The sequence below is a fragment of the Mesorhizobium sp. M0185 genome (genome assembly GCF_040322175.1).
GTDB lineage: Bacteria > Pseudomonadota > Alphaproteobacteria > Rhizobiales > Rhizobiaceae > Mesorhizobium.
The window spans coordinates 33,324-57,890 of the sequence record NZ_JAMYSY010000021.1; the positions used below are offsets into that span (position 1 = coordinate 33,324).

23 protein-coding genes and 1 pseudogene are annotated in these 24,567 nt (G+C 62.9%); 13 read left to right on the forward strand and 11 right to left on the reverse strand.

Features of this window, described 5'->3' with window-relative positions:
• Nucleotides 1–24: 24 nt before the first annotated feature.
• Nucleotides 25–945, reverse strand: a complete 921-nt coding sequence (locus NKJ20_RS18060) for a LysR family transcriptional regulator (RefSeq protein WP_352452229.1) — start codon at nt 943–945, stop codon at nt 25–27.
• Nucleotides 946–1,085: 140 nt separating this feature from the next.
• Here NKJ20_RS18060 and NKJ20_RS18065 point away from each other — a divergent pair, with 140 nt between their 5' ends.
• From NKJ20_RS18065 to NKJ20_RS18080, 4 genes are all read left to right on the forward strand, one after another.
• Nucleotides 1,086–2,303, forward strand: a complete 1,218-nt coding sequence (locus NKJ20_RS18065; RefSeq protein ID WP_352745813.1) for a urate hydroxylase PuuD — start codon at nt 1,086–1,088, stop codon at nt 2,301–2,303.
• Nucleotides 2,300–3,613: a guanine deaminase gene (guaD, locus tag NKJ20_RS18070; protein WP_352454743.1), complete on the forward strand. Its 1,314-nt coding sequence runs from the start codon at nt 2,300–2,302 to the stop codon at nt 3,611–3,613. Before NKJ20_RS18065 ends, guaD begins: the two co-directional genes overlap by 4 nt.
• 74 nt (nt 3,614–3,687) lie before the next feature.
• Nucleotides 3,688–4,194: a heme-degrading domain-containing protein gene (locus NKJ20_RS18075; protein WP_352697149.1), complete on the forward strand. Its 507-nt coding sequence runs from the start codon at nt 3,688–3,690 to the stop codon at nt 4,192–4,194.
• A gap of 175 nt (nt 4,195–4,369) precedes the next feature.
• Nucleotides 4,370–5,635: a glycerate kinase type-2 family protein gene (locus NKJ20_RS18080; RefSeq protein WP_352745816.1), complete on the forward strand. Its 1,266-nt coding sequence runs from the start codon at nt 4,370–4,372 to the stop codon at nt 5,633–5,635.
• 1 nt (nt 5,636) lies between these two features.
• Here NKJ20_RS18080 and NKJ20_RS18085 read toward each other — a convergent pair whose 3' ends face one another.
• From NKJ20_RS18085 to NKJ20_RS18095, 3 genes are all read right to left on the reverse strand, one after another.
• Nucleotides 5,637–6,359, reverse strand: coding sequence for a UdgX family uracil-DNA binding protein (locus tag NKJ20_RS18085; RefSeq protein ID WP_352745876.1), 723 nt, complete (start codon nt 6,357–6,359; stop codon nt 5,637–5,639).
• A gap of 86 nt (nt 6,360–6,445) precedes the next feature.
• A complete protein-coding gene (locus NKJ20_RS18090; protein ID WP_352590966.1) occupies nt 6,446–7,867 on the reverse strand; it encodes a glutamine synthetase family protein in 1,422 nt (473 codons plus the stop codon).
• 14 nt (nt 7,868–7,881) lie between these two features.
• The gene (locus NKJ20_RS18095) at nt 7,882–9,264 is read right to left on the reverse strand and encodes an aspartate aminotransferase family protein (protein WP_352452223.1); all 1,383 of its coding nucleotides are present in this window, start codon (nt 9,262–9,264) and stop codon (nt 7,882–7,884) included.
• Nucleotides 9,265–9,421: 157 nt separating this feature from the next.
• On the opposite strand from NKJ20_RS18095, the gene NKJ20_RS18100 reads away from it, so the two are divergent.
• Complete coding sequence (locus tag NKJ20_RS18100) at nt 9,422–9,877, forward strand: hypothetical protein (RefSeq protein WP_352681511.1); 456 nt, start codon at nt 9,422–9,424, stop codon at nt 9,875–9,877.
• 8 nt (nt 9,878–9,885) lie between these two features.
• Here the strand turns inward: NKJ20_RS18100 and NKJ20_RS18105 are convergent, their stop codons facing one another.
• Together NKJ20_RS18105 and NKJ20_RS18110 are read right to left on the reverse strand one after the other, a co-directional pair.
• Entirely contained in the window at nt 9,886–10,860 is a 975-nt protein-coding gene (locus NKJ20_RS18105; protein WP_352745820.1) for a WD40 repeat domain-containing protein, read from the reverse strand.
• A gap of 249 nt (nt 10,861–11,109) precedes the next feature.
• A complete protein-coding gene (locus NKJ20_RS18110) occupies nt 11,110–12,177 on the reverse strand; it encodes a CobW family GTP-binding protein (protein WP_352745823.1) in 1,068 nt (355 codons plus the stop codon).
• Between the two features lie 196 nt (nt 12,178–12,373).
• Between NKJ20_RS18110 and NKJ20_RS18115 the strand changes: the two genes are divergently transcribed.
• On the forward strand, nt 12,374–13,096 hold the full coding sequence (locus NKJ20_RS18115; protein ID WP_352745826.1) for an intradiol ring-cleavage dioxygenase: 723 nt from the start codon (nt 12,374–12,376) through the stop codon (nt 13,094–13,096).
• Nucleotides 13,097–13,299: 203 nt separating this feature from the next.
• Nucleotides 13,300–13,782, forward strand: a complete 483-nt coding sequence (locus tag NKJ20_RS18120) for a MarR family winged helix-turn-helix transcriptional regulator (protein WP_352454736.1) — start codon at nt 13,300–13,302, stop codon at nt 13,780–13,782.
• A 2-nt stretch (nt 13,783–13,784) separates the two neighbouring features.
• On the opposite strand, the gene NKJ20_RS18125 is transcribed toward NKJ20_RS18120, so the two are convergent.
• Nucleotides 13,785–14,657, reverse strand: coding sequence for an AraC family transcriptional regulator (locus NKJ20_RS18125; protein WP_352745879.1), 873 nt, complete (start codon nt 14,655–14,657; stop codon nt 13,785–13,787).
• 51 nt (nt 14,658–14,708) lie between these two features.
• Here NKJ20_RS18125 and NKJ20_RS18130 point away from each other — a divergent pair, with 51 nt between their 5' ends.
• From NKJ20_RS18130 to NKJ20_RS18150, 5 genes and pseudogenes are all read left to right on the forward strand, one after another.
• Nucleotides 14,709–15,116, forward strand: a complete 408-nt coding sequence (locus NKJ20_RS18130; protein WP_254816031.1) for a DUF2000 family protein — start codon at nt 14,709–14,711, stop codon at nt 15,114–15,116.
• A 197-nt stretch (nt 15,117–15,313) separates the two neighbouring features.
• A pseudogene (locus NKJ20_RS18135) lies at nt 15,314–16,178 on the forward strand (DMT family transporter).
• 68 nt (nt 16,179–16,246) lie between these two features.
• Nucleotides 16,247–17,269, forward strand: coding sequence for a LacI family DNA-binding transcriptional regulator (locus tag NKJ20_RS18140; RefSeq protein WP_023676245.1), 1,023 nt, complete (start codon nt 16,247–16,249; stop codon nt 17,267–17,269).
• Nucleotides 17,266–18,246 carry a 2-hydroxyacid dehydrogenase gene (locus tag NKJ20_RS18145; RefSeq protein ID WP_352745829.1) on the forward strand — a complete coding sequence of 327 codons (981 nt, stop codon included), beginning with the start codon at nt 17,266–17,268 and terminating at the stop codon, nt 18,244–18,246. The genes NKJ20_RS18140 and NKJ20_RS18145 overlap by 4 nt, the downstream gene beginning before the upstream one ends.
• A gap of 154 nt (nt 18,247–18,400) precedes the next feature.
• Nucleotides 18,401–18,796, forward strand: a complete 396-nt coding sequence (locus tag NKJ20_RS18150) for a hypothetical protein (RefSeq protein WP_352745832.1) — start codon at nt 18,401–18,403, stop codon at nt 18,794–18,796.
• Between the two features lie 14 nt (nt 18,797–18,810).
• Here NKJ20_RS18150 and NKJ20_RS18155 read toward each other — a convergent pair whose 3' ends face one another.
• Nucleotides 18,811–19,584 carry a gamma-glutamyl-gamma-aminobutyrate hydrolase family protein gene (locus NKJ20_RS18155; RefSeq protein ID WP_352745834.1) on the reverse strand — a complete coding sequence of 258 codons (774 nt, stop codon included), beginning with the start codon at nt 19,582–19,584 and terminating at the stop codon, nt 18,811–18,813.
• 284 nt (nt 19,585–19,868) lie between these two features.
• Between NKJ20_RS18155 and NKJ20_RS18160 the strand changes: the two genes are divergently transcribed.
• Nucleotides 19,869–20,978 (forward strand): TRAP transporter substrate-binding protein, encoded by a 1,110-nt coding sequence (locus tag NKJ20_RS18160; RefSeq protein WP_352540376.1) that lies wholly within the window; start codon nt 19,869–19,871, stop codon nt 20,976–20,978.
• A gap of 65 nt (nt 20,979–21,043) precedes the next feature.
• On the opposite strand, the gene NKJ20_RS18165 is transcribed toward NKJ20_RS18160, so the two are convergent.
• The 3 genes from NKJ20_RS18165 to NKJ20_RS18175 are packed head-to-tail and all read right to left on the reverse strand — an operon-like array spanning nt 21,044 to nt 24,445.
• Nucleotides 21,044–22,066 carry a zinc-dependent alcohol dehydrogenase family protein gene (locus NKJ20_RS18165; protein ID WP_352452212.1) on the reverse strand — a complete coding sequence of 341 codons (1,023 nt, stop codon included), beginning with the start codon at nt 22,064–22,066 and terminating at the stop codon, nt 21,044–21,046.
• Nucleotides 22,067–22,082: 16 nt separating this feature from the next.
• Nucleotides 22,083–23,861: a TRAP transporter large permease gene (locus NKJ20_RS18170; protein ID WP_352454837.1), complete on the reverse strand. Its 1,779-nt coding sequence runs from the start codon at nt 23,859–23,861 to the stop codon at nt 22,083–22,085.
• Nucleotides 23,861–24,445 (reverse strand): TRAP transporter small permease subunit, encoded by a 585-nt coding sequence (locus NKJ20_RS18175; RefSeq protein ID WP_352452211.1) that lies wholly within the window; start codon nt 24,443–24,445, stop codon nt 23,861–23,863. Before NKJ20_RS18175 ends, NKJ20_RS18170 begins: the two co-directional genes overlap by 1 nt.
• Between the last annotated feature and the right edge of the window lie 122 nt (nt 24,446–24,567).

Genomic DNA, 24,567 nt, shown 5'->3' on the forward strand with positions numbered 1-24,567 from the left:
GGAAAGCAACCGGCCAGCCAGCGATCATTTGCCGGCCAGAATATCCCTGATCAGCCGCTGGCAGCGCTCGGCCATGAAATCGAGCAGCAGCCGCACCTTCGGATCCTGCAGCTTCTTGTGCGGGTAGACGGCGGCGAACTGCACCGGCGTCGGCGGCGTGTTGCTCAGGATCACCTTCAGCCGCTGGTCGCGGATAAACGGCTCGACCTCGAAGCGCGGCTTGTTGATGATACCGCGGCCGGACAGCGCCCAGCCGGTCAGCACGTCGCCATCATCGGTATCGTAGGGGCCGTGCACCTCGAACTTTTGCGGCCCATTCGGCGTCTGCAGCGTCCAGACATATTCGCGCGCGCCGGAATAGCGCAGCATCAGGCAATCGTGTTTCTTGCCGATCAACTCCTGCGGCTCGGTCGGCTCGCCGCGCACGTCCAGATATTGCGGAGCCGCTACCAGCACGCGTTCGCAGTCCATGATGCCGCGCATCCTGAGGCTGGAATCCTCGATGATGCCCAGCCGGAACGCAACGTCGATGCCTTCCTTCATGATATCGACATTGTGGTCGGATAACCGGAGCCGCACCTCGATATCGGGGTATCTGTCGTGGAAATCCGGGATGCCGGATGCCACCAGCCGCCGCCCGAGGCCGAGCGGCGCTGTCACCTTTATGGTGCCGCGCGGCTGCCCGGATAACGCGCTGACCGCCGCTTCCGCCTCGGTGACCGCCTCCAGCACCTGCTTGGCGCCGGAGTAGAACACCGTGCCGTGCTCGGTCGGCATCAACTGCCGCGTCGTGCGGTTGAACAGCCTGACACCGAGATGCTTCTCGAGCTCCTTGATGCGATTGGAAGCGACTGCCGGCGAAATGCGCATGTCGCGTCCAGCCGCCGACAAATTGCCGAGCTCGACGACGCGGACGAAAACGGCGATGTTGTCGAGATAGGCCATGCGGCTTTCGTGGCTCTCATGTGGCAGCGTGTAACGAGCCTAGTATTTTCCAAATTTTTTTGAAAGTCATCGTGCAGCTCGGCTCTTTCCGTTTGCGCTCCAGTCCGTAAAGTCAGTGGATCGGCAGGGACGATTTTTTCATGATGGATTTCGCGATATTCTGGGATTGGCTGAGTTTCGCCGTGCGCTGGCTGCACGTCGTCACCGGTATCGCCTGGATTGGATCGTCCTTTTATTTCGTCGCGCTCGATCTCGGGCTGCGCCAGCGTCCGGGCATGCCTGCCGGAGCCTTCGGCGAGGAATGGCAGGTGCATGGCGGCGGCTTTTACCATGTGCAGAAATATCTGGTGGCGCCGGCTGAGATGCCCGAGCATCTGACCTGGTTCAAGTGGGAATCCTACGCCACCTGGCTGTCGGGCTTCGCCATGCTGTGCGTCGTCTACTATGCCGGGGCGGACCTGTTCCTGATCGATCCGAATGTCCTTGCCATGTCGGTGCCTACAGGCATCTTGCTGTCGCTGGCGACGATCGGCGTCGGCTGGGTGATCTACGATCTCTTGTGCCGTTCGCCGCTCGGCAACAGCGACACCGGCCTGATGCTGGTGCTGTATGGGGTGCTGGTATTCATGGCCTGGGGACTGACCCACCTGTTCACCGGCCGCGCCGCCTTCCTGCATCTCGGCGCCATTACCGCGACGATCATGTCGGCCAACGTTTTCATGGTCATCATCCCCAACCAGAAGATCGTCGTCGTCGACCTGATCGCCGGCCGTAAGCCTGATCCGAAATACGGCAAGATCGCCAAGCAGCGCTCGCTGCACAACAATTACCTGACGCTGCCGGTTTTGTTCCTGATGCTGTCGAACCATTATCCGCTGGCGTTCGGGACAGAGTTCAACTGGGTCATCGCCTCGCTGGTGTTCATCATCGGCGTGCTGATCCGGCACTATTTCAACACCAGGCATGCGCGCAAAGGCAATCCTACCTGGACCTGGCTGGCGGCCGCCGTCCTGTTCGTCGTCATCATCTGGCTGTCGACGGCACCGAAGCTGCTGACCGGCGAGGTCAAAACGTCCTCGGCGGCACAGGTCTACGTTGCCTCGGCGCATTTCCCTGCCGTGCGCGATACGGTGCTTGGCCGCTGTTCGATGTGCCACGCGGCGGAGCCGTCCTACGCGGGCATTTACCACGCACCGAAGGGCGTGATGCTCGACACCGATGCCGGCATCGCCGAGCACGCCGGCGAGATCTATCTGCAGGCCGGCCGCAGCCACGCCATGCCGCCCGCCAACGTCACCCAGATCACCGACAAGGAACGGGCGCTGCTGGTGGCGTGGTTCGAAGGCGCAAGGAAATGACCAGCACGCTCCTGCGCGGCCGCACGCTGTCGTTTTTGCGCTGGCCCGAAACCATCGACGACCATTCCGCCTGGCATTACGAGCAAGATGGCGGCCTGCTGATGCGCGACGGCAGGATCGTTGCCGCGGGCGCCTATGCCGAGGTCGAGAAAAAGGCGGGCGAGGGAACAAAAAAAATCGACCACAGGCCGCATCTGCTGCTGCCCGGGTTCATCGATGCGCACGCGCATTTTCCGCAGATGCAGGTCATCGCTTCCTTCGGCGCCGAGCTGCTCGACTGGCTGAACACCTACACTTTTCCGGAAGAGACCAAATTCCAGAACGCCCAGCATGGCCGCCGTATCGCCAGGCTGTTCCTGGATGAAGTATTGCGGCATGGCACCACGACAGTCGCGGCCTATTGCTCGGTACACAAGGAATCTGCCGAAGCGTTCTTTGCCGAGTCGCACGACCGCAACATGCTCAACATCGCCGGCAAGGTGATGATGGACCGCAACGCGCCGGACGGCGTGCTCGACACGCCGCAATCGGGCTATGACGACAGCAAGGCGTTGATCGATGAGTGGCACGGCAAGGGGCGCCAGCACTATGCCATCACGCCGCGCTTCGCCATCACCTCGTCGCCCGAGCAATTGGAGATGGCGGGCGCGCTCTGCCGCGAATATCCTGATCTGCACATGCAGACGCATCTGTCGGAAAACCACGCCGAGATCGCCTTCACGCAGCAATTATACCCGCAGACGCGGGACTACACCGACATCTACGAACACTATGGGCTGCTCGGGCGCAGAAGCCTGTTCGGCCATTGCATCCACCTGTCGGAACGCGAGGCGGATGTGCTTTCGGATAGCGGCTCGGTGGCGGTGTTCTGCCCGACCTCCAACCTGTTTCTCGGCTCGGGCCTGTTCGATTATCAGCGCTATAGCCGCCGCGAGAAGCCGCTTCGCATCGCCGCCGCCACCGATGTCGGCGGTGGCACCAACTATTCGATGCTGCGCACCATGGACGAGGGCTACAAGGTGATCGCGCTGAACGGCGAGAAGCTCAATCCGTTCCAGTCCTTCTGGCAGCTGACCCGCGGCAATGCCGAGGCGCTGTCGCTTGCGGAAAAGATCGGCACCCTGGAGGAAGGCAGCGACGCCGATATCATCGTGCTCGACGCCCGCGCCACGCCGGCGATGCGGCTGCGGGTGGAGACGGCGGACACGCTCGCCGAGGAATTGTTTCTGCTGCAGACGCTCGGCGATGACCGCGCCGTGCGCGAGGTCTATGTCGCCGGCCGGGCGGCCAAGGCGGATATAGCGGTTTAGCCGTCGTATGCGGCCGGCTTGACCGGGCGGCAGCCATCCGCCAAAGCAACAGGCGAGATCGACAGGGGAACGACATGGCCGTTGCGGACGACATCGCTCTGATCAAGAAACAGGAAGCCACGCTTGTCTTTTCGGCCTTCGATGAAGCCGTCGCTTTCGAGATCGGCTCGGCGATCCGCGACCGGGCTCTCAAGGAAAACCTGCCGATCATCGTCGATATCAGAACTTTCGACCGGCCGCTGTTCTATGCGGCAATGCCCGGCTCGAACGCCTCCAATCCGGACTGGGCGCGGCGCAAGATCAACGTCGTGCGGCGGTTCCTGAAAAGCACCTACCGCATTGTGCTGGAGCAGCAGCGCCCCGACCGCAGCTTCAAGCCCGGCGAGGGGCTGGACGTTGCCGACTATGTGCTGGCCGGTGGCGGCTTTCCCATCACTGTCAAGGGCGCTGGCGTTATCGGCGTGATCGCCGTCTCCGGTCTACCGGAGCGCGAGGACCACGGAGTGGTCGTCGATACGCTGTGTAGCTACTTGGGCGTCGATAGCCAGGAGTTGGTCCTGCCGCCGGAAGCAACATCGTGACGTTGGCGCTGCCCCTCATCCGCCTGCCGGCACCTTCTCCCCGCGTAGTGACGGGGAGAAGGGCAACGCTCCAACGCTGGCGATCCCCTCTCCCCGTCTCTATACGGGGAGAGGGTAAGGGTGAGGGGCAGCGCAAACGCCGCAGAAGCTCGCACAGCGTCCGTGGTAGCTCAGTATGACCGCGCTCGATCCCAAGTCCTTTCTCATTTCGATCTTCAACGCCGCCGTTGCCGCCGCCGATCCCCAGAGGACGATCAAGGATCATTTGCCCGCAAGGCCGAAGGGACGGACGATCGTCATCGGTGCAGGAAAAGGCTCGGCGCAGATGGCGGCGGCTTTCGAGAAAGTGTGGGACCGGCCGATCGAAGGTTTGGTCGTCACCCGCTACGGCTATGGCGCGGCCTGCCGGCGCATCGAGATCATCGAGGCGGCGCATCCGGTGCCGGATGCCGCGGGGCTGGAGGCCTCGCGACGGCTGCTCGAAAAGGTCCAGGGACTGACTGCGGACGACCTCGTCGTGGCGCTCATTTCGGGCGGCGGCTCGGCGCTGCTGCCGTCACCTGCCGAAGGTCTGACGCTGGCCGATGAGATCGCCGTCAACGAGGCGCTGCTCGCCTCCGGCGCGCCGATCGCCGCGATGAACACCATCCGCAAACATGTTTCCGCGATCAAGGGTGGCAGGCTGGCGGCCGCTGCCTATCCAGCCAAGGTGGTGTCGCTGGTGGTCTCCGACATTCCGGGCGATAACCCGGCGCTGGTCGCTTCCGGCCCGACCGTTCCCGATTCCGGCAGCCGCGAAGATGCATTAGCGTCGATCGCCGCCTATGACATGAAACTACCGGCTTCAGTGATGGCGCACATCAATTCGCCGGCCGCCGATGCACCGCGCGTCGATGATCCGCGTTTTTCGCGCAACGAGGTACATCTGATCGCCTCGGCCGGCGTATCGCTGGAAGCGGCTGCGGCCGAAGCCAGGTACCAAGGTATCGAAGCGGTCATTCTCTCCGATTCCATCGAGGGCGAGGCGCGTGAGGTCGGCGGTGTCCACGCTGCAATCGCGCGCGAAGTGGCGACGCGCAACCGGCCATTCGCAAAACCGGTGCTGATCCTGTCGGGCGGCGAGACGACCGTGACCTTGCGCGCGAAAGGCAAAGGCGGCCGCAACTCGGAATTCCTGCTCGCCTTCGCCATTGGGATCAGCGGCATGGCGGGCGTCCACGCACTGGCCGCCGACACCGACGGCATTGACGGTTCGGAAGACAATGCCGGCGCCTTCGCCGACGGCTCGACAGTGTCGCGGATGCATAAGGCGGGCGTCGATGCCAAGGCCATGCTTGCCGGCAACAACGCCTGGACGGCATTCAATGCCATAGATGACCTTTTCGTACCCGGTCCGACCGGCACAAACGTCAACGATCTCCGGGCGATATTGATCAAATAGCTCAGGCGGCCATCAGCTTTTTCACCGCTCTCATATCCTGCAGGAACCGGTCGCGTTCTGCCTGCTTGTCCGCCGGCTCGCGAATGCGCAGGATGAAGGACGGGTGGATGGTGACGAAGACACGCAAGCCATCGTCGCGCTCCACGACGGCCCCGCGCATCTTCATGATCGGCACCACCTTGCCAAGCAGCGCCTGCGCCGCCGTTGCGCCGAGCGCCACCGCCAGATTGGGCTTGATCAGATCGATTTCCTTGTCGAGCCACCAGCGGCAAGCCTGCACCTCGCCGGCGTTGGGCTTCGAGTGGATGCGCCGCTTGCCGCGCGGCTCGAACTTGAAATGCTTGACCGCGTTGGTGATGTAGACTTTCAGCCGATCGACGCCGGCATCGTCCAGGATCGCGTCGAACACCTTGCCGGCCGGGCCGACGAAAGGCTTGCCCGCCAGATCCTCCTGGTCGCCCGGCTGTTCGCCGACGAAGATCACCTTGGCTTTATCAGGGCCTTCACCGAACACGGTCTGCGTGGCGTCGTGCCATAGCGGACAGCGGCGGCAGATCTTGGCCGTTTCGCGCAGTTCAGGAATCGTCCTGGCGTCGATTTCTGTCGTTTCCGGAGACTTGCTTGCAGGCAAGCGTCTTGCCTGCACTTTGGCATGGTGCGGCGTCGGGGTTGTCTGCATCCTGGCGATCATGACTAAGGCGGCCTTGCTCGCTCCTGCAATCAGACACGCAATGAGCAAAGCCCGCCGAAGGTTCCGTTGAAATTATTCCGCATGGGCCTTCACCGGCGGATGGCCGACGATGCGATGCCCTACACCTCGTGCAGATAGAGGTGATAATCCAGTTCGCTGACCGTGCGCGCCACGCGCAGATATTCCGACTGCTTGATCGCCACGAACGTCCGGTGCAGGTCTTCGCCCAATGCGCCCTTGAGGAAGGTCGACGCCCTTGCCGCCTCGATCGCGGCACGCCAGTCGACCGGCATCGTCGTGCGCGTGACGGCCGATTCGTAGCCATTGCCGGTGGTTTCGGGACCGGGATCGAGGCCTTCGTCGAGGCCCTTGACGACACCGGCCAGCACCGTTGCCGCCACTAGGTAAGGATTCGCGTCGACGCCCGATGGCCGGTGCTCGATGCGGCGGTTCTTGGCATCGCCGGCCGGCACACGCAGTGCCACCGAACGGTTGTTGACGCCCCAGGTCGGCGCCACCGGCGCATAGGATTGCGAGACGAAGCGCCGCCATGAATTGGCATGCGGCGCGAAGACCAGCATCGATTCCGCCATCGTCTGGATCAGTCCGCCGAGGCCGCGCAGCAGCGGCAGCGACCAGCTTTCGCCGCCGGTTTCGGCAAAGACATTCTTGCCGGCATCGTCCAGCAGCGAGACATGAAAATGCATGCCCGAGCCGGCATATTTCTCGATCGGCTTGGCCATGAAGCAAGCGGTGACACCATGACGGCGCGCCTGCGCCCGCACCAGTCGCTTGAGCATCACGAGATCGTCGGCCGCCCGCATCACATCCTTGCGGTAGTTGAGCGTCAGCTCGTACTGGCCGGGCGCATATTCCGAGATGACCGTCTCGGCCGGGATGCCTTGCACCTTGGCTGCGGCGTAGATGTCGGAAAACAGCGGCTCCATGCCGTGCAGATGGTCGACGGAATAGACCTCCGTCTTGGCCGAGCGGCGTCCGTCAAGCACCGCGTGCGCCGGCTGCACCTTGCCTTCGGCGTCGCGCTCGTTGGCGAGCAGGAAGAATTCGAGCTCGAAGGCGCCGGCCGGATGCAGGCCCTTGGCCGCGAGGATGTCTACCTGGCGGGCGAGTGCCAGCCGCGGGTCGGACGACATCGGCTGGCCATCGAGATGGTACATCGCCATCAGCACCTGGCCGCGCGGCGGCTGGGTGCCGAACAGCGGCACCAGTGTGCCGGGGATCGGCCACGCCCGCAGGTCGCCGTCGCCCGTCGTCCAGATCAGCCCGGTCTCGTGAACATCCTCGCCGGTGATGTCGAGGCCGAGGATCGAGATCGGCATGTGCCGGCCCCCCTCGAAGATGCTCATCAATTCATGCCGGCGCACGATCTTGCCGCGCCCGACGCCATTGGCGTCGGTCAGCACGATGTCGAACGCTTCGATCTCGGGATGAGCGTCGAGAAAGGCCTGCGCCTCGGCGGGCGTCGAGCCCGAAGGGGATGCCGTGACCAGGTTCAAACTTTGCTTGGGCGCTTGTTTCATGCCGCAAGCTTGTCTCACGCCGTAAGCTTTGCCGCAACCGCGCCGAAGGCAGTGATCAGCCGGTTCACCTGGGCGGCGCTGGTCGCAGGAGAGATCAGCATCATGTTGTGGAAGGGTGCGATCAGCACGCCGCGATTGACCAGCGCGACATGGATTGCCGCCTCGAGCTCCGGCACGTGCGCAGCTTCCGCTTCGCCGCCGTTCCTCAGCGGGCCCGGCGCGCAGATGAACTCGACACGGGCACCGACGCGAGCAACATGCCAGGGCAGACGATAGCGATCGATGACGGCGGTCAGCCCGGCGTCGAGCCGCCGCGCCAGATGGTCCATATGGCTGTAGTTCTCGTCGGTCATGACGTATTCGAGCGTGGCGCGCATCGCTGCGAATTGCAGCGGATTGGCCGACAGCGTTGTCCCCATGCCGGAGTAGCCGGGCTCTTTCCGGCTGATATAAGCGGCATAGCGGGCCGCAACGTCTTCGCTCATGCCCCAGACGCTCGCCGGTACGCCGCCGGCAATCGGCTTGCCCAGCACGAACAGGTCCGGCTCCAGCCCGTATTTGCTTGAATAGCCGCCGGGACCGGTCGAGATTGTATGCGTCTCGTCGATTAGAAGCAGCGTGCCGGTCGCACGGGTGAGACGCCGCAAACCATCATGAAAGCCGGCTTCGGGCAGCACCATGCAGGAATTGGTCAGCACCGGCTCGGCGATGACGCAGGCGACATCGTTGCCCCGGAGTGCCGCGTCGAGCGCCGGCAGATCGTTGAACTCGACGACATCAGTCGCCCGCGTCAGGTCGCGGAACTCGCCGGCCAGTCCCGGTCGATTCACCGCTTTCCCGGCGACCAGCCGCACCATCGTCTCGTCGACCGAGCCATGATAGCAGCCGTTGAAGACCAGTATCTTCTCCCGGCCGGTAACGGCGCGGGCAACCCGCAGCGCGAAGCGGTTGGCATCGGTCGCCGTCGTCGCGATCTGCCACGACAGCAAACCGAAGCGCTGCTGCAGCAACGGCCCGATGGCGAGCGCGTTCTCGGCAGGCAGCATGTAGGTCAGGCCGCGTCCGGCCTGCCTGCGGATGGCGCGTGCGACCGGCGGCGGCGAATGGCCGAACATCGAACCGGTGTCGCCAAGGCAGAAATCGTCGAGCCGGTTGCCGTCGATATCTCTGATGATGGCGCCCCTGGCCCTATCGACGAGGATCGGGAACGGCGTCGGCCAGTCGTTCATCCAATGCATCGGCACGCCGCCGAAGAAGCCGGGCAGGCCATTGCCGATTTTCGCCATCGATTTTGGCCGCGCCCGGCGGAAGACTTCTGCTTCGGTCGCGCGCAACTCGGCGATCCGGGCCGGGCCGATGCCGCCGATGGAAGTCTTTGAATGGTTCATGACGTTCATGGCGGCCCTCTCAGTCGCACTTTAGACAATCGGCATCCGCCACCGCAATTGGCCGGGCGGCTGCCCTGTGTTGGGTCAGCGGTCGTTTGAATGAAAACAGGCGCTTGACCGCGAGCCGCCTTCGGGCGCCAATGGTATTTCGGCTGGAGGGGATAAGATGTTGCGGGCGATCGTCTGCGCAGCAACGCTGCTGTCGTCGGTTGGTGCGGCTCTGGCGTCCGGCGGCATCTGGTGTTCCGCCGAGGATGCAGCCGTCAAATTTCAGGTCGGTGCCGGGGTCACCAGAGGCATGGGCGGGCCGACCTTCAATTTTAGCGGCGAGCTCGAGATTCTGGGCAGGCCGGCTGGCGACAGTCTGCGCAAGACGGTGTTCGAGGATCAGAACCTCACGCAATATTGGCTCGACAACAAGGAATTGCGGCTGCTCGTCTACCACGAACGGCAGGTCGAAAACGCCTACGGCTATGTCGAACTGGCGATCCTGACCAAGGCCAGCGAGGAAGGCGTCTATGACGGTCGCTATTTGCTCTCAATCTATGATGTAACGGCCGATGCCGAAAAGGACGGCAAGCAGGCTGAATTGACCGGCAAAGTATCTTGCGGAGCCGAGTAAATAACAGGCTACGCCGAAATATCGATGACGCCGCAGTCGCCCGCAGCGCTGCCAAAGGCGACGCGGCGCTCTTCCTTGTCCCACATCATCGAAGTGACGGCGCCCTTGCCCGGCCGGCGCAACAGCACTTCCTTGGCGTCGGCGAAGCGCACCGCCATCACCATCCCGTCATCATAGCCGATAGCAACGACGTCCTGGCTCGGGTGGCAGGCGACCGTGGTCACCATGGAGCTGCCGCGCGTGCCGAGTTCCAGCGGCGCCTTGCCCATCGGCCCGTCTTTGCCGGAAAACGGCCAGACGATCGCCGCCGGCGCGCCGGAACTCGCCAGCCATTTGCCCTTGGCGCTCCACGACAGGCTTTTCACCTTGCCGGGGTAGCCGGACATGCGCATGTGCTTGCCGTCGGCGAGCTTCCAGCCATGCAGCGCGTTTTCCTGCATGGTGGTGACGACGAAGCCGCCGTCCGGCGAGAAGGTGATGCCGGTGTGGGCGCCGGCCCATTCGAGCTCGACCGGCTTGCCGTCGGCAGCCGGGAAGTGCAGCGTCGCGCCATTGTAGCGGGCAACGCCGAAGCGCATGCCCTTGGGCGAGAAGGCCAGCCCCTCGACCGAGCGCGGATGCGAGAATTCCCTGGTCTTGCCGTCGGCAAACCGCACATAGGCAATCTTGCCCGAAGCATAGGCAACAGCGCCTTGCGGCCCGGCGGCGACGCTGGTTATCCATTTTTTGCCTGCGGTCGCCAATTCCGTTGTATTGCCGCCTGGGGTCACGGCAAAGATCCTGCCGTCCTCACCACCGGTGATCAGTCGGTCGTTTGCCGCATCATGGAAGGCGGCGAGCATTCCGTCATTGGCCTGCACCGTCTTGTGGCCATGGTCGAGCCGATGGATTGTGCCGTCAGCCAGCGCAAAATGCGGCACGTCGCCGAGAAACACGGCGGCGAGGCAGTGGCCTTCGAGATCGAGCGGGGCGACTGTCGGCATGAGAGATCATTCCGTTCGAGATTTCTGCTTGTCATCTAACCCGCCGGACTGTCGGCGAGGCTCCGCCTTCTCCCCTTGTGGGAGAAGGTGGATTGGCGCGCAGCGCCAAGACGGATGAGGGGTGCTGGACGGAGTGCCGTCCTTGCCAAGCTGGAACACCCCTCATCCGACCGAGCTTTCGCTCGGCCACCTTCTCCCACAAGGGGAGAAGGAGAGAAGGGGCAGCGCTAGCGCTATAAAGTCCGGAAATCAAGCGGCCTGGCAGGCCTCGAAGCTTGTCTTCAGTCGCTCGGCGTCGAGTTCGCGGCCGATGAACACCAGCCGGCTCTCGTGCTTCTCGTCGTCCTTCCAGGCGCGCTGGTGGTCGCCCTCGATGATCATGTGCACACCTTGGATGACATAGCGCTCGTCATCGCCTTTCAGCGCAATGATCCCTTTCAGCCGCAGGATGTTCGGGCCTTCCATCTGGGTGACCTTCTCGATCCACGGGAAGAACTTTTTCGGGTCCATCTCGCCGCCGCGCAGCGACACCGACTGCACAGTCACGTCATGGATGTCGGAAGGGTGCGCATGATGATGCCCGTCATGATCGTGGTGATCATGGCCGTCGTGATCATGGTGATGGTGGTCATGATCATGATCATGATGGTCGTGATCGTCATGCGCCTCGAGGAAATGCGGATCGTTCTCCAGCGCCCGGGACAGGTCGAACGCACCGCGATCGAGCACCTCGGACAGCGCCACGCTGGCGCGTGTGGTGCGATGGATTCGTGCCGCCGGGTTGATGGCGCGGATCGTCGCCTCCACCTTGCTCAGCTCTTTGGGGGTGACCAGATCGGTCTTGTTGAGTACGACGACATCGGCAAAGGCGATCTGGTCCTCGGCCTCTCGGGAATCCTTCAGACGCAGCGGCAGGTGCTTGGCGTCGACCAGCGCCACCACCGCATCGAGCCTGGTCTTGGAACGCACGTCGTCGTCCATGAAGAAGGTCTGCGCCACCGGCACGGGATCGGCGAGGCCTGTGGTCTCGACGAGGATGGCGTCGAAGCGGCCAGGCCTGCGCATCAGGCCTTCGACGACGCGGATCAGGTCGCCGCGCACGGTGCAGCAGACGCAGCCATTGTTCATCTCGTAGATTTCCTCGTCGGATTCCACGATCAGCTCGTTGTCGATGCCGATCTCGCCGAATTCATTGACGATGACGGCGTAGCGCTTGCCATGGTTTTCCGAAAGGATGCGGTTGAGCAGTGTCGTCTTGCCGGCGCCGAGATAGCCGGTGAGGACGGTTACGGGGATCTGCGTCTGTGCGTCGCTCATATTGTGCCTCGAATAGGGATTGTCGGCTCCATATAGGATGTGTGCTCGGCTTTTGCACGAGGCAAACCGGTGGGCCAAAGAGGGCTGGTATTGCCGAACTTTCCTCACATTACCGAACTTTCATTGGCGCCGCCTGACAGCGGGCCCTAGATAGGCGGGGTCATTTACGGAGCTGTTCGCGTTGAAGAGGCGCCAGATGTCCGACAAGTCCTTGCCACTAAGCCGTCGGCAGGCGCTCGGTCTCGTTGCGGTTACCGCTGGCGGCATATTCCTGCCTGCCGGTGCAAGGGCCGGGCAGGTTTCGCGCTATGCCGGGCTTGCTTTGTTCGAAGCCGGTGCCGGCGTCTGCGCCATCACGCCCGAGGTCACCGAAGGGCCGTTCTATTTCGACCCGAAGCTCGAACGCGCCGATATCACCGAGGGCAAGAAGGGCATCGCCCTCAATGTGCGGCTGCAAATCGTCGACGCCGCCTGCCGGCCGCTTTCCGGCGCACGCGTCGATATCTGGCATTGCGATGCCCAGGGCACCTATTCCGGCTATCCCGGACAGGGCGACGGGCAGGATATCGACACGTCCGGCCAGAGCTTTCTCCGCGGCTGGCAGAGAACCGATGAAAGCGGCATCGCTTCTTTCGCCACCATCTATCCCGGCTGGTATCGCGGCCGCACCACCCACATCCATTTCAAGATCTTCCCCGACGACCGCTCGATGATGACCGGCCAGATGTTCTTCCCCGACAGCCTCAGCGAGCAGATATTCGCCACCGTCGCGCCCTATAAAGATCGCCCCGGCAAACGCGATACATCGAACGCGCGGGACGGCATTGCGCGGCAGGCCGGGCCGCTGTCGCAGGCAGCGCTGCGGGAAATGGCGGACGCCTATCAGGCGTTGATGGTGGTCGCGGTGAAAGCCGGTTGAGAACGCCTCGTCACGTCCCCATCCAGCCATTGCGGAAAGTCGTTTGTCATCTAACTGAAATAAACATCTGGCATTAGCCACGGCGAACACCGCGAAGCTTGCCGGCAAAGCTATTTTCCCAGCCGGAATGTTTTCGATCGTCATTGCCAATCGGCGGCCTGCTTCTATGCTGTCCGCACCGGTTCGGCCGAGGAGGGATGAGCATGGCCAAGGCGGACAAGACTGCAACAATGAGCCGGCTGCATTCGGCGGCGCGGCTGGCGCGCACGGCGCTCGCCGCCCGGCTTCTGGCGCATGGTTTCTATGCCGGCCAGGACCAGATCATGCTGGCGCTCGACCGCGAGGACGGGCAGACGCCCGGCAACCTTGCCGGCCGCCTCGGCGTGCGTCCGCCGACCATCACCAAGACCATCAACCGGCTGCAGGCGCAGGGCTTTCTGGAGAAGCGGGCCTCGTCCGCCGATGCCCGCCAGGCGCATATTTTCCTCACCGACACCGGCCGCGAAATCATCCACGCCATCGAGAAATCGGTGAAGAAGACCGAAAAGCAGGCATTGAAGGGTCTCGACAAGAAGGATCAGAAAGCGCTGTTCAAGCTGCTTGCCCGTGTCGAGGCGAACCTTTCGAACGGCGAAATGGTGCTCCCCGATGACGAACTCGATATCGAGGACAAGATCCTTGAATAAGGTCACGCGTTCGCCGCTGACGGCCGTCGCGTCAGTGCCGACCAGCGTCCCGGTGTGACGCCGAACGCCTTTTTGAAATGCCGATTGAAATGGCTTTGGTCACTGAAGCCGGCTGCGATGGCGATTTGCGCCAGTGGCTCGTCGGCTTCGATCATCCGACGGGCTCGTTGAAGCCGGCGCATCAACAGGAACCGGTGCGGGCTGGTGGAGAAGGTGGCGCGGAAATGCCGCGACAGGGCATAACGGTCCAATCCGGTTATCGCCTCCAATTCGTCTGAACGTACAATCCGCGCGACATTTTCCTCCAGATAGTCGCGCGCCAGGCTGGCGGCGCGCCACGCCGTTTTCGCTACCGGTTTCGTCGGCTGACCGGCGTGCCGGGCCAGGCTTTGCATAAGCTGCGTCATGAAATCGACGACAAACAGCTCGTCCAGTTCCTGATTCAACGGCCCGAGCGCGGAAAGCAGCGTCGCCCGGAGATCGCGGTCTGTCACCACGGCATTCCCGACGAATGGCAGTGATCCGCCGCCGAGACAATCGAGCATCAGGGACGGCTCCAAATAGAGCATTCTGTATCGCAAGCCGTCTTCGGTACCGGCACCGCCATCGTGCAGTTCGTCGGGATGAAGGATAATGATCTGGCCAGGCAGGCTCTGATGCGTTTGGCCGCGATAGCGGAAGCGCTGCACGCCATAAAGCGTCACCCCGATCGCATAGGTGTCGTGGCGATGGAGATCGAAGGCGTTGCCGTGGAACCGGGCCTCGATGCGTTCCATGCCGGCAGCACGGGGTGCCGGTACGATGCAGTTTTCGGCTGCATCCACGCACAAACGTCCAAGACCCTGAAAGGCTTCCCCGTCTAGACCGTGCGGCATCGCTTCTCTCGCAGCCTCGGATTGGCCCCCTTTCGGATTGGAAACTGTCGCATGTTCGATACGAAATTTGCAATCGTGCTCAAGGATGATCTTCCCGTCTGGCAAAAGCTCAATGTCACCGCCTTTCTGACCAGCGGCATCGTCGCGCAATTTCCCGACATTATCGGCGACCCCTACCGTGATCGCGCCGGCAATATCTACAACCCGCTGTCGATCCAGCCGGTCATCGTGCTTTCGGCGGACGGCCAGACGCTCGGCGCGATCCAGCGGCGGGCGCTGGAGCGTGGTGTGACGGTTTCGCTCTATGTCGAGGAAATGTTTTCGACCGGGTATGATCTGGCCAACCGCGCCGTCTTTGCCGAATTTGCGCCGGAGGATGCCAAGGTGGTCGGCATCGCGCTTCGCGCCGAAAAGAAGCTCGTCGACAAGATCACCAAGGGCGCCCGCATGCACGCCTGAGTCGTCGGCCACTAGGTCGGCCGCTGGGAAACAAACTGAGCCTGTCGGCGGCTGTCGTTGTGCCAGCCTGTTTTGGCTTGCCCGCAGGCGACAATTGCCGCATTGGTGAGGGACCGCCTTGCTTCCCGTCCGGCCTGAAATTGAATGCTCCCCCAAGACATGACGAAAGCGCGACATCGCCGGCGGCGATCCTGTGCATGCTTTCCGTCTATGTGTTTTTCACCTTCCTCGACACCAGCAGCAAGTACCTTGTGCTGGCCGACGTCTCGGCGCTGATCGTCGGCTGGGCCCGCTTCGCGGTCCATGTGCTGATCGTCGGCGTCTTTCTGCGTGGATGGCGCGAGCCGCTGCGCTTTCGTCCCGCCAACCTGCCGGCGCATCTCACGCGCGGTCTGCTCCTGTTCGGATCGACGATATGCAACATTCTCGCGCTGCGGACGCTGCAGCTGGCGGAAACCACCTCGATCTACTTCTTCGGCCCAATGGTGATCACTGCGCTTGCCGGTCCGTTGCTCGGCGAATGGGCAGGCTGGCGGCGCTGGCTGGCGATCATGAGCGGCTTTGTCGGCGTCCTCATCATCACCCGGCCGGGCATCGGAGTTTTTGGCGTCGGCCATCTCTTTGCGCTCGGCTCGATGCTATCGAACAGTTTCTACGTCATCATGACGCGCCGCATGTCGGCGACGGAAACCTCGGAAAGCCTCATTCTGTTTTCGGCGCTGGCGCCGGCCGTGCTGCTGCTGCCGACACTGCCGTTTTCGCTTTCGTTGCCGCAGGATGGCTGGCACTGGTTCATATTGCTGATGCTGGGCGTCTTCGGCGCCGCAGGCCTATCGCCTTGCCACCACCACGGCCCTGGCTCCCTATCCCTATTCGCAGATGATCTGGATGATCATCTCCGGCCTGATCGTCTTCAACCAGTTTCCCGATCGCTGGACGCTGGTCGGTGCCACAGTCATCGTCGCCAGCGGCCTCTACATCGTTCACCGCGAGCACCGGCTTCGCTTGCGCAACCGCGCGACGCTGGACGCGGAGGCGGAAGCGCTGGCAAAAAAACTTTGATTTGCGCGGGATCGATGGCATAAGAGCCGGCCTTTAAACAGTTTAAATTGCTTCGGGAGCGCAGGGCGCTGGCACAGAAGATCAAGCTTTCCACCATCGCGGATGCGCTCGGCGTGTCCACGGCCACGGTCTCGCTGGCCTTGCGCGACAGCCCGCTGGTCGCCGGCGGCACCCGCGATCGCATCAAGGAACATGCCCGCGCCATCGGCTATATCTACAACCGCCGCGCCGCCAGCCTGCGCACCTCGCGTTCGGGCATTGTCGGCGTCGTCGTCCATGACATCATGAACCCGTTCTTTGCCGAGATATTGCGTTCGATCGAGAGCGAACTCGACCGCAGCCGGCAAACCTTCATCCTGTCGAACCACTACGACCAACTCGAGAAACAACGCACCTTCATCGACACGCTTCTGCAACTCGGCGCCGACGGCGTCATCATGTCACCGGCCATCGGCACGCCGCCCGAAGACATAATCATGGCCGAGGAGAACGGTCTCCCGGCAGTGCTGATTGCACGCACCGTCGAAGGTGCCGACGTGCCGGTGTTTCGCGGCGACGATGCCTATGGCACCGGGCTTGCTACCAATCATCTGATCTCGCTTGGCCACAAGCGCATCGCAATGATCGGCGGTACCGACCAGACCTCGACCGGCCGCGACCGCTATCAGGGATATGTCAACGCCATGGAGGCGGCAGGGCTTGAGGTCAGGCCGTCCTGGCGCATCGCCGGCCCGCGCACCAAGCAGGCCGGCTTCGAGGCTGCCGGGCAGTTCCTGGCGCTGAAGGACAGGCCGACCGCGGCCTGCTGCTGGAATGACCTCGTCGCCATCGGCCTGATGAACGGCATCGCGCGCGCTGGTCTGGTGCCGGGCATCGACATCTCCGTTACCGGCTATGACGACCTCGAGGAGGCGGCGATCGCGACGCCTGCGCTAACCACCGTCTGGAACGGCCAGCGCGAGGTTGGCCGCCGCGCCGCCAGCGCGCTGCTCGACAAACTCAACGGACAGACGGTGCGGCCGTCGCAGGAACTGATCAAGCCGGAACTGCATGTGCGCCAGTCGACCGGCAAACCGGTGGAACGTGCATGACAAAAACCAAACAGCAAGCTGTCGCCATTCTGGTGCCGGGCCAGTTCAACGATCATGCGGTCGGCCGCATCGACGGGGTGTTCAGCCGCGTCCGGATCGAACGCGCCGATCCGTCGCTGGTCACCGACGAGATGCGTCATACGGTGCGCGGCATCGCCGCCTTTGGCGGCATAAGCTCCGCGTTGATGGACGCGCTGCCAAAGCTCGAGATCATCGCCAATTTCGGCGTCGGCTATGATTCGGTCGATGTCCGCCACGCCGCACAGCGCGGCATCATGGTCACCAACACACCGGATGTGCTGACCGAAGAGGTCGCCGATACGGCGCTCGGCCTGTTGATCAATACCATCCGCGAACTGCCGCGCGCCGAGGCCTGGCTACGCGACGGAAGCTGGCTGCGCAACGGCAACTATCCGCTGAGCCGGCTGACCTTGCGCGGGCGCCATGTCGGTATCTTTGGCATGGGCCGCATCGGCCTCGCCATTGCCCGCCGGCTCGACGCTTTTGGGCTGCCCATTGCCTATCACAACCGGCGCCGACTCGAAGGCCTGTCCTATGACTATCACCCGACGCTGAAAGGTCTCGCCGAGGCGGTCGACACACTGATCTCGGTGGCGCCCGGTGGGGCTTCGACGGAAAAGGCCGTCAATGCCGAAATCCTCTCGGCTCTTGGGCCGAACGGCGTCTTTGTCAACATCGGCCGGGGCAGCACGGTCGACGAACCAGCCCTTGCCGCCGCACTTGCCAGCGGCAGCATCGCCGCTGCCGGGCTAGACGTCTTTGCCGACGAGCCGAATGTGCCAACGGCGTTGCTTGCCGCGCCCAACACCTCGCTTTTGCCACATGTCGGCTCGGCCTCGCAGCACACCCGCCGCGCCATGGCGGACCTGTGCGTCGAAAATCTGGTCTCGTGGTTTTCGCAGCGCAAGGCGCTGACGCCGGTGCCGGAGACGGCAAATGTCAAGGCAAGGCCGTAAGCGGGCTGCCATATCTATTAACTTCAGCTTAACCCTTCGGAATCATTCTGGTCCCTTCGCAGTGTATGTCCGCCTGATAGGACATGACAGCAAGATGAAGCGCGCCTCCCTGATCTCTTCGAACCGGCGCGCTTGAAATGCGCGGAGAACCAGGATGAAGACGCTTCCTGCATTGATGGCAGTCGCTGTGCTGTTCGGCAGCGCCCAGCTGTTTTACGCCGGTAGCGGTGAAAGCCGTGCGGCCAGTGAGTCACCGCCTTCATCCGGCAACTACAGGCTGGTAGTCCATGGCAACGAGGGGTCTTGTGCGGTCAGCCGGGGCGCCGAGATTTCGCAAGGCCTGTCGCTGTTGACGGTCGCAGCAAATTGCCGCCGGGTGTTGCCCGGCGTCGAGCAGGCGAAGTTCTGGCGAGAGCAGGATGACGGCACGGTCACCTTCAGCGCCAACGGCACCGATCCGATCGTCATGTTCTCAGTCGCCGACGGCGATGGTTACGAATCCTACGCGCCGGCGCTGCCGCTGCTGACGCTGGCGTCGGCCGGCAACTAGCGAGCGCGGCAGGACTATTCCGCGGCTGCGCGCGCACCCGATTTCGCCGCCTGATGCAGGCGCACCGCATCGCCGAATGCGCGAAATATCTTTACCGAGATACTGTCCGATTTGACCCAGTATTCGGGATGCCACTGGACGCCGACGGCGAAAGCCCGTGCATCGCGCACCGAAACCGCCTCGACAGTGCCGTCGGCGGCGACCGCTTCGACCTGCAGCTTTGGGCCAAGCCGGTCGATGGCCTGGCGATGCACCGAATTGACCATGATATCGCCGGCGCCGAAGACCCCGGCCAGGCAGCTGCCGGGTTTTATCGCCACGCTCTGGCGGATGGCGAAGCGTTCGTCCTGATTGTCGCTTGCCGGCGCACGATGATCGAGCGAACGGGCGCGTTCCTGGATTTCGGTGGCCAGCGTGCCACCCAGCGCCACATTCATCTCCTGGATGCCGCGGCAGATGGCGAGCAATGGCACCCCGCGCTCCACCGCCCGGCGGATCAGCGGCAACGTCGTCGCGTCGCGGGCGGAGTCGTAAGGACCATTGGCTTCGCTGGCGTCACCGCCATAGAGCGAGGGATGAACGTTCGATTTGGAGCCGGTGACCATGACGCCGTCGACGGCGGAAAGCAGTTCGTCGAAGTCGAGCCGGTCGCCGAAGGACGGTACCAGCAGCGGGAACACGCCTGCACCCGAAAGCGCCGCTTCGAGATATTGCTGTGGCGCGGCATGCCAGGTGTAATTGTCGAACTGGCGGACATCGGTCGATACGGCGACGAGCGGCTGGTGCATTTGGTCCGGATCCCATCGGGTGCAACGAATTATCTGCCTGCAAAATAGGCGATCCGAAGGCGCATTTCCATGGCAAGTTTCGGCGTGTCGCGTAGGCCAGTTAATCGACCTTAGACTATAGTTGCAAGATCTGGCCCAACGCCGTGAATTTCCCCGAAATGCGCCGCTCAAACCGGGCTACCGTGCTGGACTCGACTCCTTGCCTGTGTATTGTCGGCTCGAAGCCGATCCGGGCGCCGAAGTGTCCCGAATGTCGGTCAGTGGATCCAAAAGGGAGGAACTTCATGGATCGTCGTTCGTTCATCCGCAAGGCCGGCACCACCGGTTTCGGCGCTGCGGCCGCTGCCGCGACACTTGCTGCGCCGGCCATCGCCCAGTCCAATCCGAAAGTGACCTGGCGACTGGCGTCGTCCTTCCCGAAGTCGCTCGATACGATCTATGGCGGCGCCGAAGTGTTTTCCAAGATGCTGTCGGAGGCGACCGACGGCAACTTCCAGGTCCAGGTCTTCGCCTCCGGCGAACTCGTTCCCGGCCTGCAGGCCGCCGATGCCACCACAGCCGGCACGGTCGAGGCCTGCCATACCGTGGCATACTATTACTGGGGCAAGGACCCGACGTGGGCGCTGGGAGCGGCGGTTCCGTTTTCGCTCAACGCGCGCGGCATCAACGCCTGGCACTATCATGGCGGCGGCATCGATCTGTTCAACGAGTTCCTGGCGACGCAGGGTCTGTTTGGGCTGCCGGGCGGCAATACCGGCGTGCAGATGGGCGGCTGGTTCCGCAAGGAGATCAAAACGGTCGCCGACCTTTCCGGCCTCAAGATGCGTATCGGTGGTTTTGCCGGCAAAGTGGTGCAAAGGCTCGGCGTGGTTCCTCAGCAGATCGCCGGTGGCGACATTTATCCGGCGCTGGAAAAAGGCACGATCGATGCCGCCGAATGGGTCGGCCCTTATGACGACGAGAAGCTCGGCTTCTACAAGGTTGCGCCCTATTACTACTATCCCGGCTGGTGGGAAGGTGGACCGACCGTCCATCTGATGTTCAACAAGGCGAAATACGACGAACTTTCGCCGGCCTACAAGTCGCTGGTGCATACTGCCGCTCAAGCGGCCGACGCCAACATGCTGCAGAAATACGACTATCTCAATCCGGCGGCGGTTAAGCGGCTGGTTGCCGGCGGTGCCAAGTTGAGCCCGTTCAGCCAGGAGATCATGGCCGCCTGTTTCGAAAAGGCCAACGAAGTCTATGCCGAGATGGAAGCCTCGAATGCGCCGTTCAAGAAGATCTGGGATTCGATCAAGGCGTTCCGCAAGGAGCATTATCTCTGGGCGCAGGTGGCCGAGTACAACTATGACACCTTCATGATGGTCCAGCAGCGCAATGCCAAGCTCTGATCCTGTTGCTTCGCGGCGCCAGTGTTCCTTTCGGAACACTGGCGCCGTAGCGCATTCATTTGCGATCAGCCGGGCACCACCACGACCTTGACCTCGCCTGGCGCCGGCGGGTTGGCAATGATCGCCACCGCCTCGTCGAGGCTGACTTGTCGTGATATCAGCCGATCTACTTCGATCGTCCCCGAGGCGATAAGATTGGCGGCCCGGCGATGGGTAAAGGGGTTGAGGAAGGAACCCAGGACCTTCAACTCACGGAACAGCAGATCGAACGGTTCGAACGCCACTTTCATGCCTTGCGGCATCACGCCGACGACGACGACGGTGCCGCCCGCTTTGGCCAGCCGCATCGCCTGCTCAACAGTGTCTTTCACGCCGGCGCATTCGAACACCACGTCGACGCCGCCCGGCATCAAACCCGACCGGCCGACGATCGCATCGATGACATCGAAGGCGCTGGGATCGAGCGTCGCCGTTGCGCCAAATTGCTCGGCAAGAGCCCGCCGCGAGGCCTGACGGGTCGACAAGATAATGGTCGTCGCACCGGCGAGCTTTGCCAGTTGAACGGTGAGCAGGCCGATCACGCCGCCGCCGAGCACCGCGACCGACGAGCCTGGTTTGATCGCGGCAAGGTCCACGCCATGCAGGCAGCAGCCGAGCGGCTCGCAGAAAGCACCATGCGTAGGCTTCAGATCGCCTGGCAAGACGAAGGCCTGTTTCTGTGGCAGGACAAGATATTCGGCAAAGCCGCCATCGCGATGGATACCGATGGCGCGTAGATTGCCGCAGAGATTGACCCGGCCGGCCTGACAATGCTCGCATCGGCCACAGGCAATGTTGGGATCGCCGGTGACGCGGTCGCCGACGGAAAAGCCGGATACGGCAGGTCCGACCGCCTCGACAATGCCGGAGAATTCATGCCCGAGCGTCACCGGCGGCGTGCACGGGAATTCACCATGGAAAAGATGCCTGTCGGTGCCGCAGACGCCGCACGCCTCGATGCGCACCAGCAGATCGTTCGGCCCGGCGGTCGGTTTCTCGACCTCGCACACGGCGAGGCTGCCCACTCGCTCCAACCGAACCGCCTTCATGGCTGCCGGGCCCTCCTCAGTTGAAACTCGGTGGTTGCGACAGATCGATTGCCGGCGCCGCCGGTTTCGCGGGCGGCTTTTCGTCGAAGCTCGGCGGCTGCGACAAATCCGGTGTGGAAGGTGAGGCCGGGGCAGTGCCGCCGTTGGCCGGCGGCGTGCCAAGCGGCGACAAGCCGATGCCAGGCGTTTCCGGCACCTGGTAGTTGATGGTGCCAGGATCGACGACAGTGCCTTTGTAGTGCATCACCATCTGCGGGAAGGCGATGGTCAGGCCGATCATGATCACCTGGATGCAGACGAAGGGCACTGCGCCCCAATAGATCTGCCCTGTGGTGACCGGCGCGATCTGCTTGCCGGTGAGTCGGTCGAGATAGGGCACGCGCGCGGCGACCGAGCGCAGATAAAACAGCGCGAAGCCGAAGGGCGGATGCATGAAGGAGGTCTGCATGTTGACGCCCAAAAGCACGCCAAACCAGATCAGGTCGATGCCGAGTTTGTCAGCCGCTGGCGCCAAAAGCGGCACGATGATGAAGGCAAGCTCGAAAAAGTCGAGGAAGAAGGCGAGCACGAAGACGAGGATGTTGACGCCAATCAGGAAACCGACTTCACCGCCCGGCAGCGACGTCAACAGGTGCTCGACCCAGATGTGGCCATTGACGCCGTAGAAGGTCAGCGAGAACACCCGCGCGCCGATCAGGATGAACAGAACGAAGGACGACAGCCTGGTCGTCGAGGCCAGCGCCTGCTTGACCACGTCGAGCGACAGCCGCCCCTTCATCGCCGCCATTGCCAGCGCGCCGACGGCGCCCATGGCGCCGCCTTCCGTCGGCGTGGCGATGCCAAGGAAGATGGTGCCCAGCACCAGGAAGATCAGCGCCAGCGGCGGGATCAGCACGATGATCACCTGCTGTGCCAGTCTGGACATCAGGTTGATCTTCAGGCGCTGGTCGACGATCGCCACGACATAGATGAAGATGACGCCCATGGTGGCGCCGAGGATATCGGCGTTGCCGCCATGGTTCGGCGCAAGGTAGCGATACGCCGCATAGGAAACCACCACCGCCGCCAGCAGCGCCGCCAGCAGCGACAGCACGCCGTGGCCGAGCGTGCGGGCCTCCAGCGGCAGGGCCGGCATCGACTTCGGCCGGAAGATCGACATCAGCAGGATGTAGAGCATGTAGATGCCGGTCAAAATGAGTCCGGGGATCAGCGCTCCCTTATACATATCGCCGACCGAGCGGCCGAGCTGGTCGGCCAGGACGATCAGCACCAGTGACGGCGGGATGATCTGGGCGAGCGTCCCGGACGCGGCAATGACGCCGGATGCCAGCCGCCGGTCGTAGCCGTAGCGCAGCATGATCGGCAGCGAAATCAGACCCATGGCAATGACGGAGGCCGCCACCACGCCGGTCGTCGCGGCGAGCAGCGCGCCGACGAAAATCACGGCATAGGCGAGGCCACCACGGACCGGTCCGAACAACTGGCCGATCGTGTCGAGCAGGTCTTCGGCCATGCCGGATCGTTCGAGCACGATGCCCATGAAGGTGAAGAACGGGATCGCCAGCAGCGTATCGTTCGACATCACCCGGCTGCCATAGAAATTATCCGGCAACGCGTGCAGCAACGGCCAGGCGAGATTGATCGAGCCGCCCGAATAGGGCGACAGAAGCACGCCGATGAAGAAGAACATCAGGCCGTTGGCGGCGAGCGAGAAGGCGACGGGGTAGCCGATCAGCAGGAAGACGACCAGCGAGGCGAACATGATCGGCGCCATGTTCTGGGCGATGAACTCGATCACGAGCGCACCTCTTCGGCGAGCGCCTTGGCTTCGAGTTCGGCCTGCTCATGCGCCGATATGAACGGAGTGGGATCGTCCATCTGACCGCGCATGATGGCGATTTTCTTGATGATTTCGGAAATGCCCTGCAGCGCGAGCAGAAAAAAGCCGACCAGCAGGATCGCCTTCGCCGGCCAGATGATCAGCCCGCCGGAATTGTTCGACATCTCCCCGCTGCGATACGACAGCGACACATAGGGAACGAAATAGACCACCATCAACGTCACGAACGGCATCAGGAAGAAGACGTGACCGAAAAGGTCGATCCAGTGCTGCACGCGGCGCGAGAACATGCCGTAGACGATATCGATGCGGATATGGTCGTTCTGCTTCAGCGTGTAGGCGGCGGCCAGCATGAAGGCGGCGCCGAACAGATACCATTGCAATTCCAGCCAGGCGTTCGAGGACATGTCGAACACCTTGCGGATGACGGCGTTTGCGGCGCTTACCAGGATCGCCAGCAGGATCAGCCACGAAACCCATTTGCCGATGAATTCGTTCAAACGGTCAATGGTTCTGGAAAGAGCGAGAAGCCCTGCCATGCATTCCTCCCTTGTGTCAGAGCGCGGCGGTTCCCTGTCCGTCGCGTCGCTGTGGACCAACGGTATGCAGTGCGTGGTCCGGCTGGTCAACACGGGACAGCCCGCATAAACACAGTTGTGAG

What these genes read in the sequence shown, in the direction of transcription:
- NKJ20_RS18060 (WP_352452229.1), bottom strand. Translation starts at nt 945, where the DNA reads ATGGCCTATCTCGACAACATCGCCGTTTTCGTCCGCGTCGTCGAGCTC.
- NKJ20_RS18065 (WP_352745813.1), top strand. Translation starts at nt 1,086, where the DNA reads ATGATGGATTTCGCGATATTCTGGGATTGGCTGAGTTTCGCCGTGCGC.
- guaD (WP_352454743.1), top strand. Translation starts at nt 2,300, where the DNA reads ATGACCAGCACGCTCCTGCGCGGCCGCACGCTGTCGTTTTTGCGCTGG.
- NKJ20_RS18075 (WP_352697149.1), top strand. Translation starts at nt 3,688, where the DNA reads ATGGCCGTTGCGGACGACATCGCTCTGATCAAGAAACAGGAAGCCACG.
- NKJ20_RS18080 (WP_352745816.1), top strand. Translation starts at nt 4,370, where the DNA reads ATGACCGCGCTCGATCCCAAGTCCTTTCTCATTTCGATCTTCAACGCC.
- NKJ20_RS18090 (WP_352590966.1), bottom strand. Translation starts at nt 7,867, where the DNA reads ATGAAACAAGCGCCCAAGCAAAGTTTGAACCTGGTCACGGCATCCCCT.
- NKJ20_RS18095 (WP_352452223.1), bottom strand. Translation starts at nt 9,264, where the DNA reads ATGAACGTCATGAACCATTCAAAGACTTCCATCGGCGGCATCGGCCCG.
- NKJ20_RS18100 (WP_352681511.1), top strand. Translation starts at nt 9,422, where the DNA reads ATGTTGCGGGCGATCGTCTGCGCAGCAACGCTGCTGTCGTCGGTTGGT.
- NKJ20_RS18105 (WP_352745820.1), bottom strand. Translation starts at nt 10,860, where the DNA reads ATGCCGACAGTCGCCCCGCTCGATCTCGAAGGCCACTGCCTCGCCGCC.
- NKJ20_RS18110 (WP_352745823.1), bottom strand. Translation starts at nt 12,177, where the DNA reads ATGAGCGACGCACAGACGCAGATCCCCGTAACCGTCCTCACCGGCTAT.
- NKJ20_RS18115 (WP_352745826.1), top strand. Translation starts at nt 12,374, where the DNA reads ATGTCCGACAAGTCCTTGCCACTAAGCCGTCGGCAGGCGCTCGGTCTC.
- NKJ20_RS18120 (WP_352454736.1), top strand. Translation starts at nt 13,300, where the DNA reads ATGGCCAAGGCGGACAAGACTGCAACAATGAGCCGGCTGCATTCGGCG.
- NKJ20_RS18125 (WP_352745879.1), bottom strand. Translation starts at nt 14,657, where the DNA reads ATGCCGCACGGTCTAGACGGGGAAGCCTTTCAGGGTCTTGGACGTTTG.
- NKJ20_RS18130 (WP_254816031.1), top strand. Translation starts at nt 14,709, where the DNA reads ATGTTCGATACGAAATTTGCAATCGTGCTCAAGGATGATCTTCCCGTC.
- NKJ20_RS18145 (WP_352745829.1), top strand. Translation starts at nt 17,266, where the DNA reads ATGACAAAAACCAAACAGCAAGCTGTCGCCATTCTGGTGCCGGGCCAG.
- NKJ20_RS18150 (WP_352745832.1), top strand. Translation starts at nt 18,401, where the DNA reads ATGAAGACGCTTCCTGCATTGATGGCAGTCGCTGTGCTGTTCGGCAGC.
- NKJ20_RS18155 (WP_352745834.1), bottom strand. Translation starts at nt 19,584, where the DNA reads ATGCACCAGCCGCTCGTCGCCGTATCGACCGATGTCCGCCAGTTCGAC.
- NKJ20_RS18160 (WP_352540376.1), top strand. Translation starts at nt 19,869, where the DNA reads ATGGATCGTCGTTCGTTCATCCGCAAGGCCGGCACCACCGGTTTCGGC.
- NKJ20_RS18165 (WP_352452212.1), bottom strand. Translation starts at nt 22,066, where the DNA reads ATGAAGGCGGTTCGGTTGGAGCGAGTGGGCAGCCTCGCCGTGTGCGAG.
- NKJ20_RS18175 (WP_352452211.1), bottom strand. Translation starts at nt 24,445, where the DNA reads ATGGCAGGGCTTCTCGCTCTTTCCAGAACCATTGACCGTTTGAACGAA.